At 67.2% G+C, this 17,401-nt stretch carries 18 protein-coding genes; 6 read left to right on the top strand and 12 right to left on the bottom strand.

The window, feature by feature from the left end:
- Window positions 1-147: 147 nt before the first annotated feature.
- Both groL and groES read right to left on the bottom strand, forming a co-directional pair.
- Window positions 148-1,767, bottom strand: a complete 1,620-nt coding sequence (gene groL / locus QN239_RS26095) for a chaperonin GroEL (RefSeq protein ID WP_499014773.1) — start codon at window positions 1,765-1,767, stop codon at window positions 148-150.
- Window positions 1,768-1,848: 81 nt separating this feature from the next.
- Window positions 1,849-2,151: a co-chaperone GroES gene (gene groES, locus QN239_RS26100; protein ID WP_036421278.1), complete on the bottom strand. Its 303-nt coding sequence runs from the start codon at window positions 2,149-2,151 to the stop codon at window positions 1,849-1,851.
- Window positions 2,152-2,372: 221 nt separating this feature from the next.
- On the opposite strand from groES, the gene QN239_RS26105 reads away from it, so the two are divergent.
- The 4 genes from QN239_RS26105 to QN239_RS26120 all read left to right on the top strand — a co-directional run bounded on the left by QN239_RS26105 (window position 2,373) and on the right by QN239_RS26120 (window position 5,225).
- Window positions 2,373-2,687, top strand: coding sequence for a WXG100 family type VII secretion target (locus QN239_RS26105; RefSeq protein ID WP_499014775.1), 315 nt, complete (start codon window positions 2,373-2,375; stop codon window positions 2,685-2,687).
- 1 nt (window position 2,688) lies between these two features.
- Window positions 2,689-2,979, top strand: coding sequence for a WXG100 family type VII secretion target (locus QN239_RS26110; protein ID WP_499014776.1), 291 nt, complete (start codon window positions 2,689-2,691; stop codon window positions 2,977-2,979).
- Window positions 2,980-3,228: 249 nt separating this feature from the next.
- The gene (locus QN239_RS26115) at window positions 3,229-4,629 is read left to right on the top strand and encodes an NAD(+)--arginine ADP-ribosyltransferase (protein WP_499014778.1); all 1,401 of its coding nucleotides are present in this window, start codon (window positions 3,229-3,231) and stop codon (window positions 4,627-4,629) included.
- Window positions 4,630-4,679: 50 nt separating this feature from the next.
- Window positions 4,680-5,225 carry a hypothetical protein gene (locus QN239_RS26120; RefSeq protein ID WP_499014780.1) on the top strand — a complete coding sequence of 182 codons (546 nt, stop codon included), beginning with the start codon at window positions 4,680-4,682 and terminating at the stop codon, window positions 5,223-5,225.
- Between the two features lie 123 nt (window positions 5,226-5,348).
- On the opposite strand, the gene QN239_RS26125 is transcribed toward QN239_RS26120, so the two are convergent.
- The 9 genes from QN239_RS26125 to QN239_RS26165 all read right to left on the bottom strand — a co-directional run bounded on the left by QN239_RS26125 (window position 5,349) and on the right by QN239_RS26165 (window position 13,535).
- Window positions 5,349-5,810, bottom strand: coding sequence for a nuclear transport factor 2 family protein (locus QN239_RS26125; protein WP_499014782.1), 462 nt, complete (start codon window positions 5,808-5,810; stop codon window positions 5,349-5,351).
- Window positions 5,807-6,826, bottom strand: coding sequence for a tRNA (adenosine(37)-N6)-threonylcarbamoyltransferase complex transferase subunit TsaD (tsaD, locus tag QN239_RS26130; RefSeq protein ID WP_167157113.1), 1,020 nt, complete (start codon window positions 6,824-6,826; stop codon window positions 5,807-5,809). The genes QN239_RS26125 and tsaD overlap by 4 nt, the downstream gene beginning before the upstream one ends.
- Complete coding sequence (gene rimI / locus QN239_RS26135) at window positions 6,823-7,272, bottom strand: ribosomal protein S18-alanine N-acetyltransferase (RefSeq protein ID WP_499014784.1); 450 nt, start codon at window positions 7,270-7,272, stop codon at window positions 6,823-6,825. The genes tsaD and rimI overlap by 4 nt, the downstream gene beginning before the upstream one ends.
- Window positions 7,269-7,901 carry a tRNA (adenosine(37)-N6)-threonylcarbamoyltransferase complex dimerization subunit type 1 TsaB gene (gene tsaB, locus QN239_RS26140; RefSeq protein ID WP_499014786.1) on the bottom strand — a complete coding sequence of 211 codons (633 nt, stop codon included), beginning with the start codon at window positions 7,899-7,901 and terminating at the stop codon, window positions 7,269-7,271. Before tsaB ends, rimI begins: the two co-directional genes overlap by 4 nt.
- Entirely contained in the window at window positions 7,898-8,362 is a 465-nt protein-coding gene (gene tsaE, locus QN239_RS26145) for a tRNA (adenosine(37)-N6)-threonylcarbamoyltransferase complex ATPase subunit type 1 TsaE (protein ID WP_499014787.1), read from the bottom strand. The genes tsaB and tsaE overlap by 4 nt, the downstream gene beginning before the upstream one ends.
- On the bottom strand, window positions 8,355-9,473 hold the full coding sequence (locus QN239_RS26150; protein WP_499014788.1) for an alpha/beta fold hydrolase: 1,119 nt from the start codon (window positions 9,471-9,473) through the stop codon (window positions 8,355-8,357). The genes tsaE and QN239_RS26150 overlap by 8 nt, the downstream gene beginning before the upstream one ends.
- A 5-nt stretch (window positions 9,474-9,478) precedes the next feature.
- A complete protein-coding gene (alr, locus tag QN239_RS26155; protein WP_499014790.1) occupies window positions 9,479-10,624 on the bottom strand; it encodes an alanine racemase in 1,146 nt (381 codons plus the stop codon).
- Between the two features lie 94 nt (window positions 10,625-10,718).
- Window positions 10,719-12,113, bottom strand: a complete 1,395-nt coding sequence (gad, locus tag QN239_RS26160; RefSeq protein ID WP_499014793.1) for a glutamate decarboxylase — start codon at window positions 12,111-12,113, stop codon at window positions 10,719-10,721.
- Window positions 12,114-12,125: 12 nt separating this feature from the next.
- Entirely contained in the window at window positions 12,126-13,535 is a 1,410-nt protein-coding gene (locus QN239_RS26165) for an NAD(P)H-hydrate dehydratase (RefSeq protein WP_499014794.1), read from the bottom strand.
- A gap of 158 nt (window positions 13,536-13,693) precedes the next feature.
- On the opposite strand from QN239_RS26165, the gene QN239_RS26170 reads away from it, so the two are divergent.
- The gene (locus tag QN239_RS26170) at window positions 13,694-14,068 is read left to right on the top strand and encodes a hypothetical protein (RefSeq protein ID WP_499014796.1); all 375 of its coding nucleotides are present in this window, start codon (window positions 13,694-13,696) and stop codon (window positions 14,066-14,068) included.
- Between the two features lie 44 nt (window positions 14,069-14,112).
- Here the strand turns inward: QN239_RS26170 and QN239_RS26175 are convergent, their stop codons facing one another.
- A complete protein-coding gene (locus QN239_RS26175; RefSeq protein ID WP_499014798.1) occupies window positions 14,113-15,201 on the bottom strand; it encodes a zinc-dependent dehydrogenase in 1,089 nt (362 codons plus the stop codon).
- 191 nt (window positions 15,202-15,392) lie between these two features.
- Between QN239_RS26175 and QN239_RS26180 the strand changes: the two genes are divergently transcribed.
- A complete protein-coding gene (locus QN239_RS26180; RefSeq protein WP_499014800.1) occupies window positions 15,393-17,375 on the top strand; it encodes a PTS mannitol transporter subunit IICBA in 1,983 nt (660 codons plus the stop codon).
- Window positions 17,376-17,401 lie beyond the last annotated feature (26 nt).

The raw sequence follows: 17,401 nt of genomic DNA on the forward strand, positions 1-17,401 counted from the left end.
TGACATCCGTGTCCGATGGTCGAGAGTATGCCCGTCCGCACCCGGCCCCGCGAGGTTTATCCGGTGCCACACCTGCGCGCACTAGGCCGAGCGGACGCAAAACACCCCCGGCCCAAGCGGATCGGGGGTGTTTCGCGGAGCTACGTACTAGTGAGCGTGGCCGTGGTGGCCGTGCCCGTGATCCTCTTCCTCGGCCGGCTTCTCGACGATAGCCGTCTCGGTGGTCAGGATCATGCGCCCGACCGACGCGGCGTTGAGCACCGCCGAGCGGGTCACCTTCACCGGGTCCACGATGCCGTCGGCGAACAGATCGCCGTAGGTCAGCGTGGCGGCGTTGAAGCCCTGGCCGTTGGGCAGCTCGGCCACCTTGCCGACGACGACGGCACCGTCGAGGCCGGCGTTGGTGGCGATCCAGAACAGCGGGGCCGACAGCGCCTTGGCGAACACCTCGACACCGAGCAGCTCGTCGCCGCTCAGCGAGCTGCGCAGGGCGTCCAGCGCGGCGCCAGCCTGCACCAGCGCAGCACCACCACCGGTGACGATGCCCTCCTCGACGGCCGCCTTGGCCGCGGAGACGGCGTCTTCGACGGCTTCCTTGCGCTTCTTCAGGTCGGTCTCGGTGGCCGCGCCGACCTTGATGACGGCGACGCCGCCGGACAGCTTGGCCAGACGCTCCTGCAGCTTTTCGCGGTCCCAGTCCGAGTCGGTGTTCTCGATCTCGCTGCGCAGCTGCGCAACTCGGGCCGCGATGGCGTCCTTGGTGCCTCCACCGTCGACGATCACGGTGCTGTCCTTGGTGACCACCACACGCCGCGCCGTTCCAAGCACGTCGAGGCCGGCCTCGCGCAGCAGCAGACCCACGTCGGGGTTCACGACCTGCCCGCCGGTGACGACGGCGAGATCGTCGAGGAACGCCTTGCGGCGGTCACCGAAGAACGGCGCCTTGACCGCGACGGCCTTGAGGGTCTTGCGGATGGCGTTGACGACCAGGGTCGACAGTGCCTCGCCCTCGACGTCCTCTGCGACGATCAACAGCGGCTTACCGGCCTGAGCCACCTTCTCCAGCAGTGGCAGCAGGTCGGGCAGCGAGCTGATCTTGTCGCGGTGCAGCAGCACCAGCGCGTCCTCGAGTACCGCTTCCTGGGAGTCGAAGTCGGTGACGAAGTACGCCGAGATGAAGCCCTTGTCGAAGCCGACACCCTCGGTGACCTCGAGCTCGGTGTTCAGCGTGGAGGACTCTTCGACCGTCACGACACCGTCGTGACCGACCTTGGTGATGGCCTCGCCGACCAGCTCACCGACTTCCTCGTCACGCGAGGACACGGTGGCGACCTGGACGATGGACTTCTTGTCCGACACCGGCGTGGCGGCGGCCAGCAGGGCCTCCGATACGGCATCGGCGGCCTTGGCGATACCCGCGCCCAGGGCGATCGGGTTGGCACCGGCTGCCACGTTGCGCAGCCCGGCCTTCACGATGGCCTGGGCCAACACGGTGGCGGTGGTGGTGCCGTCGCCGGCGACATCGTTGGTCTTGGTGGCCACCGACTTGACCAGCTGTGCCCCGAGGTTCTCGAACGGGTCTTCCAGGTCGATCTCGCGGGCGATGGTGACACCATCGTTGGTCACGACGGGTCCGCCGAACGCCTTGGCCAGCACCACGTGGCGGCCACGCGGCCCGAGGGTCACCCGGACAGCGTCGGCGAGCTTGTCGACACCGGCTTCCAGGGCCCGACGCGCAGTTTCATTGAATTCAATCTGCTTGCTCATAAATGTCCTTAGGGGCAATGCGGACCGCCCCGGACGTCACCCGCACAAACGCGGGGACTTCCGGGGCGGTACACGAAGTGCTTACTTGTTGACGACGGCCAGCACGTCGCGGGCCGAGAGGATCAGGTACTCCTCGCCGCCGTACTTGATCTCGGTGCCGCCGTACTTGCTGTAGATGACGGTGTCGCCTTCGGCAACGTCCAGGGGGATCCGCTTCTCGCCATCCTCATCCCAGCGGCCGGGGCCAACTGCGACGACGGTGCCTTCCTGCGGCTTTTCCTTGGCGGTGTCGGGGATGACCAGGCCCGAAGCGGTCGTGGTCTCGGCCTCGTTGGCCTGAACGAGGATCTTGTCCTCGAGTGGCTTGATGTTGACTGCCACGATGGAGCCCTCCACTTAGTTGGGTGTGGGTCCGGATATCCCGGGCCCTGCGTTTTTCAGGTGTTCGGCAGACGTCCGTGCCCTCGCTCCGTCGTCGCGGGTGCCGGCGCTGGGGTTGGCCGCTGCCATCTAGCACTCTATACACGAGAGTGCTAGCGCTCAAGGATTGGGTCTGCCGAAAACTCCCAGCAAGCATCCAGGTTCGCGCCGATAGCGTTGTTCAGATGGGTGGGGATGGAGTTCTCGGGGTCACACCTGAGGAATTGCGACGGGTTTCGGGAGACGTTTCGGCGACCGCTGACGAACTGATCCAGGGGCTTCGAACCCTGGACGACGAGGTTTCCGGATTCGTGGGGAGCGGCTGGACGGGCTTGTCCAGCGGATCCTTCGCGCAATCCTTCTGGCGTTGGCATGACGGCGCCATGGAGGTGCACGCCGGGCTCGCAGAAATGGCGGATCTGTTGAGGACTGCAGCCGGCGGCTACCAGCGCCAGGACGAGACGTCGGCCGCGGCGTTGTCGCCAGAAGGCGAGGTCTGACATGTCCGACGAATTCGGAGTCAACACCGACGAGCTGATGGCGCTGGTGACCCGCATAGCTGCCTTCGAGCAGCGGATCGAGGCGATGGTCGCCGACGTCGACAGCCAGGTGTCATCGCTGCGAACCTCCTGGCACGGGAGCGCAGCAGCGGCACAAGCCGATGCCCACCGCCGCTGGGCCGAGGGCGCGCAGCAGATGCGCGAGGCCTTGCAGGAGTTGCGCCGAGCCGGGAAGAAGGCGCACCAGAACTACACCGGAGCAGCTCAGGCCAACCTGACCATGTGGTCGTGATCGGCCATGGCTCCGCCGATCGTCGTTGACCCGAAAGCGCTGGACTCTGCCGGCCGCACCATGACCACGCAGGCCGGAGACCTCGGGAACGCCGTCAAAGCGCTCAGCGCCGCCCTGGGCGGGTGCGCAGGGATGTGCGGGAACGATCCCGCGGGCATCATCCACGCCCGCGCCTACGACAGCTCCGCGAAGTCGATGCTCGAAGCCATGATCGACCTCACCAACGGTATGGCGCGTACCGGAGATGCGGTGCGCACCAGCGCGGTCAACTACTCGCTGGCCGAAGTGGCGTCGAATACCCACGGAAACGGCGGCCCACCGCTTCCTGCCGCGATGCCGACGCCACCTACCAGCGCACCGCTGGCACCCTCTGCCCAAGGCAATTTCGACAACGCCCCGCCAGGTTGGTCATTGGTCGAGCCGTTTCTGGGAATGATCTGGCCGAACGGCGACTCGGGACGTCTGCGTGCCGCTGCCGAAGCCTGGTCGGCCGCCGGCTCTGCCTTTCTGGCAACGGAAGCAGAGATGATCGGTGCGTTCGGAGTCGTTGCCGGGCAGCATGTCCCCGAAGGGGAGAAGATCGGTCAAGCGGTCAACACGTCCAGCACGAATTCGACGGCATTGTTCAACCAATGCGTGACGGTATCCTCGAATCTCGTCGACTATGCGGGCCAGATCGACAAGGTCCACGCCGCGATCCTCGACCTGCTCTCGCGGATCGTCAATCCGCTCACCGGAATTCGTGAAGTCTGGGACATCATCACCGGCGACGACAACGACGAGATCAAGAAGATCGCCGACGATATCCGCGTCGTGATCGACAATTTCAAGGCCGAAGTGTCCGCTTTGGCCCAATTGCTCGCACCCATCGTCTCTGCAGCCGAAGCGGTGATCGCGGCGATGGGTCAGTACCTGAAAATGGAGCTCGAGCAGTTCGGCGAGGCCGCCTACAACGTGCTCGCCGAGGTCGTCAACGGCGCAGCCAGCTTCGGCAATGCGGCACTGCACAATCCGTTGGATGCCGCAGCGATGGTCGGCGGAGCCGCCATGATGGGCCTCGGTGCAGGACTCGAAGTTCCGGGCGTGCTGCTGGACGCCACCGGAGTCGGGGCGATCGGTGGTGTGCCTCTCAACCTCGCCGGCGCCGGACTGATGGCCGGCGGCGCCACCCTCGCCGGAGGCGGCGCGATCGACCTGTCCCAGCACGTCGCCGAAAACGGTGTGATCGTCATGCCGGCGCACATCGGTCGCCCGGGCGAGGGCGTCGACCGTGGCGACGGCCGGGATCCGTATGGACACATCACCGGGCGTGAGGGTGGTGGGTATGCCCGGCAGCGGGAGGCCGAGGGGATCGAGAACTACGAAGATCGCAATCCCGGGCGTTGGGTGACGACCGAGCAGCGCAAAGCAACGGTCGAGGGCGGAGCCAGCGGAGGGCGGTTCTACGATGGATTGGGCCGACTACCAGACGGTACGTACGAAGGCATTGAGGTCAAGTCAGGGGGCGCCTCGTTGTCACCCGGTCAGCGCGCCTTCGACGCGCAAGTGTCGGAGACCAATCCAGCTTATGTCACCATCACCAATGAGCAAGGGATAGTGGAAACCGTGAAGATCACCAGGGTCCGAGTAGAGACGGTGCCAGGCGAGTGAAGCTCGAAAGACCAACGCACATCCAGAAAACGAATCGATCGTCGGGATGGATGAGCGACTTCACCGAGGAGATCCCCGGCCAGATCGCCGCGATCATCAAACGTCTCGGCGACGGGCGGTACACGTCCACTTCCATCTATCCGCTGCCCGCGGACGCCGCCTACGACGAGGACGTCCATCCCTCCGAGTGGATCCAGACCACCGGCGTCGCTCCCGACCGGCTGACCGTCGAGATCAAGCAGCGCGACTCCACCGGCGTACACCGCCTCTACACCATCGGCCACCCCGAAGCCGAAGCCGAGAATGCCGAAACCGAGATCATTCACAACGGCGACAACGAATACCTCGTCCGCCCGGCAGAGGTTCTCACCGCCGCCGAAGCCATCGAACTCTTCCAGCACTACTACGACACCCACAGCGTGCCGACCGGATGGCACCTACGCGAACAGCCCGAATTCGCCGATACCGCAGTCGAAGAGCATCTGAAATCCCAAGCAGCCAGCGGCGACGAGACGACATCGAAGGGCCGAGCTCCAGTCACCGACCAGAGCGCTACGCCCCCGAAATCTCAGGAGAAGCCACGAGTGGGCGAATGACACGCTCGGCAGGCGACACGTAGAACGGTTGTGGGAGAAGGCAGCTCAAACCTACGCGAACAACCCGAATTCGCCGACACCTCAGTCGAAACACCAGGGCGAATCGAATTGAGCCGAAGACGACTATCGCCCGTACTGCGCCGGGTCGACGTTCAGATGAGCCGAGACATCACCGACCATCTCGACGTCCACGATGCGCTCGGTGAAATACCAGCCGGAGTCATCCCGGGCGAATGCATCGGCGTAGCGCCCCACCACGATCGGCTGCAGCGGCACCGTCACCGGACCGTCTGGAACGTGCTGCACCACCACGAAAGTGGACCGTGCCGTGGCCACCTCCCCGTCGACGTCGATGATCGGGTTCAACACGAGGTGGCGGGTGCGCGGGCGATTTCCGTGCTCGGGGTAACGCCGGGTGGTCAGTGCGAACAGTCCGGCGATGTTGTCGGCCCCGGACACCGACCCGGTGGCCGGTCCGCCGAACGACGCCCGGCCCAGCAGCTGCCCGACGCCGGCGAAATCCCCGGCATCGATCAGCTCGGCGTAGGTGTAGAGCAGCCGGGCGATATCCTCGGACGAACTCACGCCACCTGCCCCTTCACCACCGGCAACCCGGGATCGCTGGCCACGCTCAGCGGCGATGGCGGCGCCCCCGCGTCGATCAGGTGCGCGGCGAACGACGCGATCATCGCACCGTTGTCGGTGCACAGCCGCGGCCGTGGCACCCGCAACGTCAGTCCGGCTGCCGCGCAACGCTCCTCGGCCAGTTCGCGTACTCGCGAGTTCGCGGCGACACCGCCGGCGATCAGTAGCGTCGACACACCCAGGTCGGTGGCGGCCCGCACCGCCTTGGCCGTCAGCACATCGGCGACCGACTCCTGGAACCCGGCGGCCACATCGGCAGCCGAATAGTCCTTGTTTCGTTCGAGATGACGTGCCACCGCGGTCTTCAGGCCGGAGAAGCTGAAGGTGTACGGGTCGTCGCGCGGGCCGGTCATCCCACGCGGGAACACGATCGCCGCGGGATCACCGGTCCGGGCCAGTTCGTCCAGTGGTCGCCCACCGGGGTACCCCAGCCCCAGCAGCCTGGCCACCTTGTCGTAGGCCTCCCCCGCCGCGTCGTCGACGGTGCTGCCCAACTCGACGATGGGCTCCCCGAGGGAACGCACATGCAACAGCTCTGTGTGACCTCCCGACACGAGCAGACCGACGCACTCCGGCAAGGGGCCGTGGTCGTAGACGTCGGCGGCCAGGTGCCCACCCAGATGGTTCACCGCGTAGAACGGCACCCCCCAGGCCGCCGCGTAGGCCTTCGCCGCGGCAACCCCGACCAGGAGCGCGCCGGCCAGGCCGGGGCCGATGGTGGCCGCGACCGCGTCGGGGCGACTGATCCCGGCGGTCTGCAGGGCGCGTCGCATGGTCGGCCCGAGTGACTCCAGATGCGCGCGGGATGCGATCTCGGGTACCACGCCACCGAAGCGGGAGTGCTCGTCGACGCTGGACGCGACCTCGTCGGCAAGCAGGGCGACGGTGCCGTCCTGCCACCGCGCGATGCCGACTCCGGTTTCGTCACAAGAGCTCTCGATGGCCAAGATGATCATTTCGGTTCCCGCTTCATCGTGTAGGCATCCGCGCCACTGACTTTGTAATACCGCTTACGCAGCCCGACTGCGACGAAACCGACGCTTTCGTAGAGAGCGATCGCCGCATCGTTGTCGGTGCGGACCTCCAAGAACACCACGCCCCGACCGGCGAACTCCAGCAGATCCGCCAGCAGCAGCCGGCCGATACCGCGGCCCTGGTGGTCCGGGTCGACACCGATGGTGTGCACCTCATACTCGAACGGCGGGATCCGGCCCAGCCGGGCGATTCCCGCATAGCCCACCAACCGTTCACCGTCCCGCGCCGCCACATAGTGGGTGTGTTTGGCCTCCAACGCCTGCAGGAACGCCGATGGCGGCCAAGGATCGTCTCCGGCGAACAGTTGCGCCTCCAACTCGGCGCATCGGTGGGCATCGAGCGCGGTCAGCGCATCGATGACCGTCACGCCAGGCCCCGTTCGGCCAGCGACTTGGCATCCGGGCGGCGCAGGTACAGCGGCACCAGGGCTCCCGGATCGGCGGACCAATCAGCAACGGCCGCAGCCAGTTCCCTCGACGAGGGAACCTCCGGGCCGATCACCGGCAGACCGAATGCCGCGGCGTGGGTGGGTGAACCCGCGACCGCCTGAACACCGTCGATGGCCACGTCGGCGGCGGCACTGACCGCCGGCTCACCGATCCGCACGCCGTCTCGGTAACGCGCCCAATACACCTCGCGGCGGCGGGCGTCGGTCACCACCAGGACGTCCCCCTGCGTCGCCCTGCCGATGGCATCCAGGCTGCACACGCCGAACACCGGGATATCGAGCGCATGACCGTATGCCGCGGCCGTGGCCATGCCCACCCGCAGCCCGGTGAACGGGCCCGGTCCGCAACCGACCACCACCGCATCGAGATCGCTCATGGATCTTCCGCTGTCGGCCAGGGCCGCAAGCACATTCGGGGTGAGGCATTCGGCGTGGGCGCGGGCGTCGACGGTGATGCGCTCGGCCAACGTGGCGATGGTGTCGCCCACCGCGACGATCCCGGCCGTCACCGCCGGGGTGGCGGTGTCGATGGCCAGTACCAACGTCATGCCCTGCTCCAATGCCATGTCGCGGTGCGGGTATCGGTCTCGGCGTCGCGCTCCAGCCGGATGTCCAGATGGTTGTCCGACAGCCGCTCGGCCAATCCTTCACCCCATTCCACCACCACGACGGCGCCTTCGAGATCGGTGTCCAGATCCAGTGAATCCAGTTCACCGAGAATGTCATCGGTCTGGTCCAGCAGCCGGTAGATGTCCACGTGTATCAGAGCCGGCGCCCCGGGGCGGTGCGCCGGATGCACCCGCGCCAGCACATAGGTCGGCGACGTCACCGGGCCGTCGACGTCCATGGCCCGGGCGATTCCCCGGGCCAGCACCGTCTTTCCCGCACCCAACGGTCCGGCGAGCACCACCACGTCCCCGGCACGCAGTTGGGCGCCCAGGCGCACCCCCAGTGCGATGGTGTCGGCTTCGGTTGCGAGTACCGCGGTTCCGCTTTCCCGCTCAACCATGATGGCGGGCTCGTTCTTTCAAGCGCCGAGTCAGTGCGACCAGCTTGGACGGGGTGGCCCGTTCGACAAGTCGCACCAATGCGTCATCGATCACTTCGGGCTGTTCCAACTGCACCAGGTGCCCGGCACCTTCGACGATCACCAGTTCCGATTTCGGAAGGGCCACCGCCATCTCCCGCGAGTACTCCATCGGGGTGAGCAGATCATGGTCACCACAGGCGATGAGCGTCGGCACCTTCGCCAACGTCTTCAGCCCGGCCGTCTCGTCGTGGACTTCGAGTGCGTGCAGGAATCCCACCATCGTCGTCACCGGGGTCTCATGCATCATCTTCTCCGAGAACGCCACCACACTGCGACTGACCTTCTCGTCGCCGTAGGAGGCGGCGCGCAGTACCGGGCCGATGATCGACCGGGTGGCACCGCGGCCGTGGTTAACCGCGTTCGGCGCGTACCGGACGGCGAACCGGGCCGCTTCCAAGGCCGGGTTCCGCAGGATCTCCCCGAGCGGTGATCGCGAAACACCCTCCGCGGCAGAGGCGATCATCGCCGCACCCACGATCCGGCTCGGGTAGCTCTTCGGGAACTGGCGGGCGTGCGAGAGGACCGTCATCCCACCCATCGAGTGCCCGACCAGGACGACGGGACCGCGTGGAACCGTCACCGCCAGCACCGCTTCCAGATCCTGGCCCAGCTGGGGAACAGTGAAGGTGTCCGGCGGGGCGTCCCCGGACATCCCATGGCCGCGCTGGTCGTAGAACACCATCCGCACCTGGTCGCCCCATTGTTCGGCCAGGCGGGCCCGCTGAAAATGGAACGCGCCCATGCGCAGACAGAACCCGTGCGAGAACACCACCGTCAGGCGCGCATCGGGCGGCCCGACCTCGCGCACCGCCAGCGGCACCCCGTCGGGTGTGGTGACGATGACGCTGCGATCGGCACCGAGCAGTTCGAAATCCTCGTCCCGATAAGGGTCCTCATCAGCGATACGGTGTGCGACCGATCTGGCCACGGATACCCCGGCGCCGGCTCCCACCGCGACCAGTCCCGCGAGCCCGGCCAGCCAGGGTGTCTTGCCCCGGCCGTGGTGCGGCCGAGTCTCGTCGTCGGTCACCGGTGTCAGCCCGCCTCGCCCTTGTAGACGCGAGTGACGCGGCCACGCGGGCTGGTGACCACCTCGTAGTTGATGGTGCCCAGCAGGTCGGCCCAGTCCTGGGCGGTGGGTTCACCGCTGTCCCCGGGGCCGAACAGGATCGCCTCGTCGCCGACTGTCACATCGTGGCGCCCGGGGCCGAGGTCGACCACGAACTGGTCCATACAGATCCGGCCCACGTTCGGTCGGCGCCGACCATTGATGAGCACTTCCAGACGTCCGCTCAGCGGCCGGTACACGCCATCGGCGTACCCGATCGGCAGCAGCGCCAAGGTGGTGTCGTGTGGTGCCACCCAGGTGTGCCCATAGGACACACCCTCCCCGGCCTGAACGGAACGGAGCAGGGCGACAGGGCATTTCAGTGTCATGGCGGGCCGCAGACCCATATCCCCGAGTTCGGGGATGGGGCTCTGCCCGTAGAGCGCGATACCCGGCCGGATCATGTCGTAGGCCAGGTCGTGGCGCGTCATCGCTGCGGGTGAGCTGCACAGGTGCGCGATCTCGAAATCCACCCCGGCCGCGCGGGCCGCGGCACGCATCTCGTCGAATCGGCGGACCTGCCGGTCGGTGGCCGCCGGGTGCGCCGGGTCGTCACCGTTGGCCAGATGGCTCATGATCCCGCGCAACCGCAGCGCGCCCTCGGCCGCGCCACGGCGCAGCGCCGCCAGCGCCTCGGGCAGGTCCGCGGCGGCGACCCCATTGCGGGTCATGCCGGTGTCGACCTTGAGCGTGACCGCAGCCGTGACGCCGGTCCGCCGCGCCGCCTCGACAAGATCGTCGATCTGAGCCGTCGAGGACACCGCGATCTGCACGTTCTCGGCCACCGCGGGCCCGAAATCGGTGCCGGGTGCGTGCAGCCAGGCCAGGATCGGCGCGGTGATGCCGTCCCGGCGCAGGGCGAGCGCCTCGTCGACGGCCGCAACCCCGAGTTCCCCGGCTCCCGCGGCCAGTGCGGCACGAGCCACCGGCGTGGCGCCATGGCTGTAGCCGTCGGCTTTCACCACGGCCATCACGGTGGCGGACCCGGCGTGATCGCGAAGCACACCCACGTTGTGGGCCACCGCATCGAGATCGATGAGGGCCTGCGCGCCGAGAACATCAGTTGTCTGCATCAGCACCATTTTCTCATGCCCGCGAACGTAGGCTTGTTTGCGCGGAAGGCTCGAGACCTCCATCACATGCCGGCGTACCGCGGGCCGGCGTCACTCAGTGCGTGAACGGCTGCACGAGGTCGAAATGCCCACCCGGTTTCAGCTCGTCCAGGCTCTTCAGCACGGTGACGGTGTCCTCCTTCAGCGCCCGGGCCAGGTCGGCGGAGAATCCCTCCCTGACCACCACCCGCAGCACCGTCACGTCTTCGGCACCCTCGGGCATCGTGTAGGCCGGCACCTGCCAGCCATAGGCACGCAGTGCATGCGACACGTCGAACTCGGTGTAGCCCGGGTCCCCCTTGAGCCGGAAGCTGATCACCGGGATGGCCGAGCCGTCGGTGATCACCTCGAAGTGTTCGCTGTTGCGCAGCTGGTCACCGAGCCACCGCGCGGTCTGCGACAGGCATTGCATGACCTGGGTATATCCGGCCCGGCCCAACCGCAGGAAGTTGTAGTACTGGCCGACGACCTGATTTCCCGGGCGGGAGAAGTTCAGCGTGAAGGTGGGCATGTCGCCACCGAGGTAGTTGACCCGGAACACCAGGTCCTCGGGCAGGTGCTCGGCGCTGCGCCACACCACGAAGCCGATGCCGGGATAGGTCAGCCCGTACTTGTGCCCGCTGACATTGATCGACACCACCCGCGGCAACCGGAAATCCCATTGCAGGTCCGGGTGCAGGAACGGGACCACGAATCCGCCGCTGGCGGCATCGACGTGGACCGGCACGTCTGGGCCGCCGTCCGCGGCAAGCTTGTCCAGCGCCGCGCAGATCTCGGCGATCGGCTCCAGTTCACCGGTGAAGGTGGTGCCCAGGATGCCGACGACGCCGATAGTGTCCTCGTCGACGGCCGCGACGACCTGCTCGGGGGTGATGACGTAGCGGTCCTCGGCCATCGGCAGGTAGCGGGGTTCGACATCGAAGTACCGGCAGAACTTCTCCCAGACCACCTGGACGTTGGAGCCCAGGACGAGGTTGGGAGTGCGGCCCTTCCAGGCTCCCTCCTTGCCGGCTGCGACCTTGTCCCGCCAGCGCCATTTGAGGGCCAGTCCGGCCAGCATGACGGCCTCGCTGGAACCGATGGTCGACACCCCGATCGCGGTGGACGGATCGTCGTCGCGCAGGTCCTCGGCGTGGAACAGATCGGCCACCATGGACACACAGCGCGCCTCGATGGCCGCGGTGGCCGGATATTCGTCCTTGTCGATCATGTTCTTGTCGAAGGTCTCGGCCATCAGCTTGTCGGCCTCGGGTTCCATCCACGTGGTGACGAAGGTGGCGAGATTCAGCCGGGAACTGCCGTCGAGCATCAGCTCATCGTGGATGAAGCGGTAGGCCGCCTGGGAGTCCATCGAGTCGTCGGGCATTCGCAGCGCCGGCACGGGGTCGGTGGACAGCCGACCCGTGTAGGCGGGTGTGATCGACGGTCCGGGCTGGTGCCGCAGTGGCATGTGTTGTCCCTTCTAGAGTTTCGCGACGGATGGACGAAGGTGAGCCAGAATTCCCTCAGCCGAGATCGGCACCGGACGCGGTCCCGGATCGGCGGCGGCCAGGCACGCGGCGCGGGCGTGCACGAACGCCGCCATGGCGGCGGCCTCGATCGGCGGCAGCCCGGAGGCGAGCAGCGCGCCGACCACACCGGAGAGCACATCGCCGGATCCCGCGGTGGCGGCCCAGGATTGACCGGCCGGGTTGAGGTAGGTGGTGTCCCCGTCGGTGATGACGGTGACGTTGCCTTTGAGGAGCACCGTGGCCCCGAGCCGGGCGGCCAGCTCTTGTGCCGCACCGACCCGGTCCGGGCCGACCGGATGCCCGGCCAGTCGCTGGTACTCGCCGGCGTGCGGCGTGAGAACCGTAGGCGCGGTGCGGGTGTGCACCAACTCTGGCTGGGCGGCCAACAGCGTCAACGCATCGGCATCGACGAGGACCGGCAGATCGGTGGCCAACGCGAACCGTAATGTCGCGGCGGCAGATTCGTCGGTGCCCAGCCCGGGTCCGACGGACCAGGCCTGGACCCGTCCGGCGGCGTCGGGTCGGGGGGCGACCACCACTTCGGGCCAGCGGGTCACGACATCGGCAGCGGCGCTGCCGGCGTAGCGGACCATTCCGGAGGTCGCGGCCACTGCCGCGCCGGTGCACAGGATCGCCGCACCCGGGTAGGTGGCCGAGCCGGCGAGTACCCCGGTGACGCCCTGGCTGTACTTGTCATCGTGCGGGCCGGGCAGCGGCCACCGGGCGGCGACATCGGCCGCCTCGAAACCGCGCACCCCACTGGGCGGCAGCTCCAGTCCGATGTCGACGAGTTCCACGCGCCCACAATCCCCCAGCGCGTGCACGGGTTTGAGGCCTCCGAACGTGACGGTCAGCGCCGCGCGGACATGCGGCCCGTCGGCGACGCCGGTGTGCACGTCGATCCCGCTCGGGATGTCGACAGCGACCACCGGTGCGGCACTGGAGGCGAACACCGTTGCCGCCTCGGGGCGCAGCGGCCCGCGTCCGGAGATCCCGACGACGCCGTCGATCACCAGATCCGTTGTCGCCGGAATGCCGTCGACGACTCGGCCGCCCGCCTGACGGAACGCCGCCAGCGCCGTGGCGTGGGTGTGATCCGGATTGAGCAGCACCGCCGTCGCCGTCACTCCTCGGCGACGCAGGAACGTCGCCGACCAGAGCGCGTCGCCGCCGTTGTCGCCCGAACCGACGACCGCACACACCTGCCGGCCCGCCACCGCGCCGAAGCGGGACCGCAGCTCCCCCGCGATGACCGTCGCGAGCCCGTAGGCGGCGCGGCGCATCAGGACCCCGTCGGGCAGGGATGCCAGCAATGGCGCCTCGGCGGCCCGAATGGCATCCGCGGTGTAGTAGTGGCGCATCGGCTCCCGTTCTCACGTCGCCGCACCAGGTTACGTGCCGCGGATTGGTCCGACCCGACAATTGACGCCTCCGGACCGAAACCGGAACGAGGGCGCAGTTTCCGGACCCGCCTTCGGTGACCTCCAGCCCGCGGTCAGCACGGCTAGAGTGACCGCTCATGAGCTACGGCTATCCGCCGTTTCCACCGCCCCCACCGGTGCCACCACCCCGCTCCGGTGTCGATCTCGCCATCTCCATCACCTTGCTGGTGCTGACCTATGCCGGCGGCGGTGTCGCCGCGTTCCTGGCGGTGTTCATGTTGGCCTTCACCGACTACTGCCCGCCGGCGACCTGCCATATCGACGCCGGGGTCACCGCGGTGATGACGGGTTTCGGCGTCGCCGTGCTGATCGCCATCGCCGGCACCGTGATCAGCATCGTGCAGATGGTCCGCCGCGCCAAGGCCTGGCCATGGGCGACCGGGACACTGGTGCTGTGTGGGGTGGCGTGCGGGCTGGGCATGGCCGGGTATATCGCAGCCGTGGGCGGCTGATCAGGCCTGAGCCGTGGGCGGCTGATCAGGCCTGAGCCAGGGACTCAATGCACCCCGGTACCGACGGCGACCGCGCTCGGCTCCACGGTGACCTTGATCGCCTCGCCCTTCTTGACGATGTCGAAGGCTTCGAGCACGTTGTCGATCGGGATGTGCCGGGTGATGAGATCCTTCACGGGTACCTGCCCGGTCGAGATGTACTGCAGGGCACGCTTGTTGTGCTCGGGCGCAGATCCGTTGGCACCGTGGATGTGCAGCTGGCGGTAGTGCACGACGTTGGAGTCGCAGGTGATGGTCGGGTTGGTCTTGGGTAGCCCGCCGAAGAAGGAGATCCGGCCGTTGCGCGCAGCCATGGCGATCGCCTGCTCCTGGGTGATATTGGCCGCGGTGGCGGTGATGATGACGTCGGCGCCCCGACCGCCGGTGAGCTCCATGACCCGGGCCACCACGTCGACCTCGGCAGCGTTGATGGTCTCGTCGGGATGCACCGCATCGGCCGAGATCTTCAGCCGGTGCTCGTTCACATCGACGAGGTAGATCGGGCCGGCACCGTGCACACCGCGGGCGATGCGGATGTGCATACAGCCGATCGGGCCGGCACCGAAGACCACGACAGTGTCGCCCTCCTCGATACCGAGTAGGTCCTGGGCGTTGATGGCACAGGCGAACGGCTCGGCCGCCGATGCCTCGTCGTATCCCACATTGTCCGGAATGCGGTTCAGCCCATCGACTTTGAGCACCTGCCGGGGCACGATCATGTACTCGGCGAAACCACCGTCGTACTGGTAGCCGATCGAGGTCTGGTTCTGGCATACCGCCATCCAGCCCTTGCGGCATTCGTGGCATTCACCGCACGGCACGGCCGCGATCACCTGTACCCGGTCGCCCACCTGCCAATCGGTCGCGTTCGCCGTGTTTACGTTGGCACCCACCTCGACAATTTCGCCGGCGACCTCGTGCCCGAGGGTGCGCGGCGGGGTCAGGTTCTGGTGTCCGTTGTGGAAGATCTTCACGTCGGTGCCGCAGGTCGAACAGTTACGCACCCGGATCTTGACCTCGTCCGGCCCGCACTGCGGCTCGGGAACGTCTTCGAGGCGGACGTCCTCGGGCGCGTAGTAGCGCAGAGCTTTCATGGCTGGCCTCCTGTGTCCGGCGTTACATGCTGAGCCGACTCTAACCGCAAAACGGTCATAACTCCACATTCTTTTGTGCCCATTTACGCCTGAATGCTTGCATTCATGCCCACTTGTGCGGTTAACTTGGTCTCATGTGACCGGCGTCACCCACTGCCGGCAGCACACTGGAACAAGACGGAGGTCGCAAGATGTCCCTGGTCGAAGCCCCCAGCACCCCTGCGGACGGGACGCCGCGCACCGGCGCGCGCGTGCGGGTGCAGAAACTGGGCACCGCGCTGTCGAACATGGTCATGCCCAATATCGGCGCATTCATCGCCTGGGGCCTGATCACCGCGTTGTTCATCAAGGCCGGATGGCTGCAGGGCATCTTCCCGGCGCTGCGCAATCCGGACGGCTGGGTCGCCCAGATCGGCGGCTGGGGCAGCTTCGACGGCGCCGGCATCGTCGGCCCGATGATCACCTACCTGCTGCCGGTGCTGATCGGCTTCACCGGTGGCCGGATGGTGCACGGCAACCGCGGCGCCGTGGTGGGGGCGATCGCCACCATGGGTGTGATCACCGGCGCGGACGTCCCGATGTTCATGGGCGCCATGATCATGGGTCCACTCGGCGGCTGGGCCATGAAGAAGCTGGACGCGTTGTGGGACGGCAAGATCCGCCCCGGCTTCGAGATGCTCATCGACAACTTCTCCGCCGGCATCCTCGGCATGGCCCTGGCGATCTTCGGATTCTTCGGTATCGGGCCGGTCGTCTCGGCGTTCACCCGCGGGGCCGGAAACGTCGTCGACTTCCTGGTCAGCCACGACTTACTGCCGCTCACCTCGATCCTCATCGAACCGGCCAAGGTGCTGTTCCTCAACAACGCGATCAACCACGGCGTGCTCACCCCGCTGGGCACCACACAGGCCCTGGCGACCGGCAAGTCGGTCCTGTTCCTGCTGGAAGCCAACCCCGGTCCGGGCCTGGGTCTTCTGTTGGCCTTCATGGCATTCGGCAAAGGTGCCGCTCGCGCGTCGGCACCCGGCGCGGCGATCATCCAGTTCTTCGGCGGCATCCACGAGATCTACTTCCCGTACGTCCTGATGAAGCCCAAGCTGATCGCTGCCACCATCCTCGGCGGCATGACCGGCGTCTTCATCAACGTGCTGTTCGGGTCCGGGCTGCGCGCCCCGGCGGCACCCGGCTCGATCATCGCCGTCTACGCCCAGACCGCCAGCGGCAGCTTCCTGGGTGTCACGTTGTCGGTGCTGGGGGCCGCGACCGTGTCCTTCGTCGTCGCCGCTCTGCTGCTCAAGACCGACCGGGCCACCGACGAACCCGATCTGGCCGCGGCTACCGCAGAGATGGAAGCGTTGAAGGGCAAGCGCTCCAGTGTGGCCGCCGCACTGACCGGCGGTATCAACGGAAAGATCACGGCCATCGTGTTCGCCTGCGATGCCGGGATGGGGTCCTCGGCGATGGGCGCCTCGGTGTTGCGCAAGAAGGTTCAGTCGGCCGGCTTCGGCGATGTCAAGGTGACCAATCAGTCCATCGCCAACCTGACCGACACCTACGACGTGGTCGTCACGCATCGCGACCTGACCGACCGCGCGAAACTCAAGACCGGCTCGGCCGTGCACATCTCGGTGGACGACTTCATGAGCAGCCCACGCTACGACGAGGTCGTCGAACTGCTGGAGCAGACCAACGGTGACGCCCCTGCCTGGCCCGGCGCGCAGCAGACGGAGCCCGCTGATGCCACGGACGACGTGTTCCGGCTCGATTCGATCGTGCTGAACGGCGCGGCGTCCAACGCCGAGGAAGCCATCACCGAAGCGGGGCAGCTGCTGGTGGCCGCCGGGGCGGTGGACCCGTCCTATGTGGACGCGATGCACGAACGGGAGAAGTCGGTGTCGACCTATATGGGCAACGGACTGGCCATCCCGCACGGCACCAACGACGCCAGGGGCGCCATCCGCAAGACCGGCATCTCGTTCGTGCGCTACGCCGACCCGATCGACTGGAACGGCAAGCCGGCCGAGTTCGTGGTCGGGATCGCCGGGGCGGGTAACGATCACATGGCGCTACTGACCCGGATCGCGCACGTGTTCCTGGACAAGGACGAGGTGGCTCGGCTGCGGGAGGCCGGCACGGCCGAGGAGATCCGCGCCGTTCTGAGCGCGAGCAAGTAAGTTCTTCGAAAGCCCTGGCCCGCGGG

The sequence above is a fragment of the Mycolicibacterium sp. Y3 genome, from assembly GCF_051188035.1.
GTDB lineage: Bacteria > Actinomycetota > Actinomycetes > Mycobacteriales > Mycobacteriaceae > Mycobacterium > Mycobacterium fluoranthenivorans.

Excerpts from the sequence above, each read along its gene's own strand:
- tsaE (WP_499014787.1), bottom strand. The coding sequence starts at position 8,362 with ATGGTTGAGCGGGAAAGCGGAACCGCGGTACTCGCAACCGAAGCCGAC.
- tsaB (WP_499014786.1), bottom strand. The coding sequence starts at position 7,901 with ATGACGTTGGTACTGGCCATCGACACCGCCACCCCGGCGGTGACGGCC.
- groL (WP_499014773.1), bottom strand. The coding sequence starts at position 1,767 with ATGAGCAAGCAGATTGAATTCAATGAAACTGCGCGTCGGGCCCTGGAA.
- gad (WP_499014793.1), bottom strand. The coding sequence starts at position 12,113 with ATGCCACTGCGGCACCAGCCCGGACCGTCGATCACACCCGCCTACACG.
- QN239_RS26175 (WP_499014798.1), bottom strand. The coding sequence starts at position 15,201 with ATGAAAGCTCTGCGCTACTACGCGCCCGAGGACGTCCGCCTCGAAGAC.
- alr (WP_499014790.1), bottom strand. The coding sequence starts at position 10,624 with ATGCAGACAACTGATGTTCTCGGCGCGCAGGCCCTCATCGATCTCGAT.
- QN239_RS26165 (WP_499014794.1), bottom strand. The coding sequence starts at position 13,535 with ATGCGCCACTACTACACCGCGGATGCCATTCGGGCCGCCGAGGCGCCA.
- tsaD (WP_167157113.1), bottom strand. The coding sequence starts at position 6,826 with ATGATCATCTTGGCCATCGAGAGCTCTTGTGACGAAACCGGAGTCGGC.
- QN239_RS26170 (WP_499014796.1), top strand. The coding sequence starts at position 13,694 with ATGAGCTACGGCTATCCGCCGTTTCCACCGCCCCCACCGGTGCCACCA.
- QN239_RS26180 (WP_499014800.1), top strand. The coding sequence starts at position 15,393 with ATGTCCCTGGTCGAAGCCCCCAGCACCCCTGCGGACGGGACGCCGCGC.
- QN239_RS26105 (WP_499014775.1), top strand. The coding sequence starts at position 2,373 with ATGGGTGGGGATGGAGTTCTCGGGGTCACACCTGAGGAATTGCGACGG.
- QN239_RS26110 (WP_499014776.1), top strand. The coding sequence starts at position 2,689 with ATGTCCGACGAATTCGGAGTCAACACCGACGAGCTGATGGCGCTGGTG.
- QN239_RS26120 (WP_499014780.1), top strand. The coding sequence starts at position 4,680 with ATGAGCGACTTCACCGAGGAGATCCCCGGCCAGATCGCCGCGATCATC.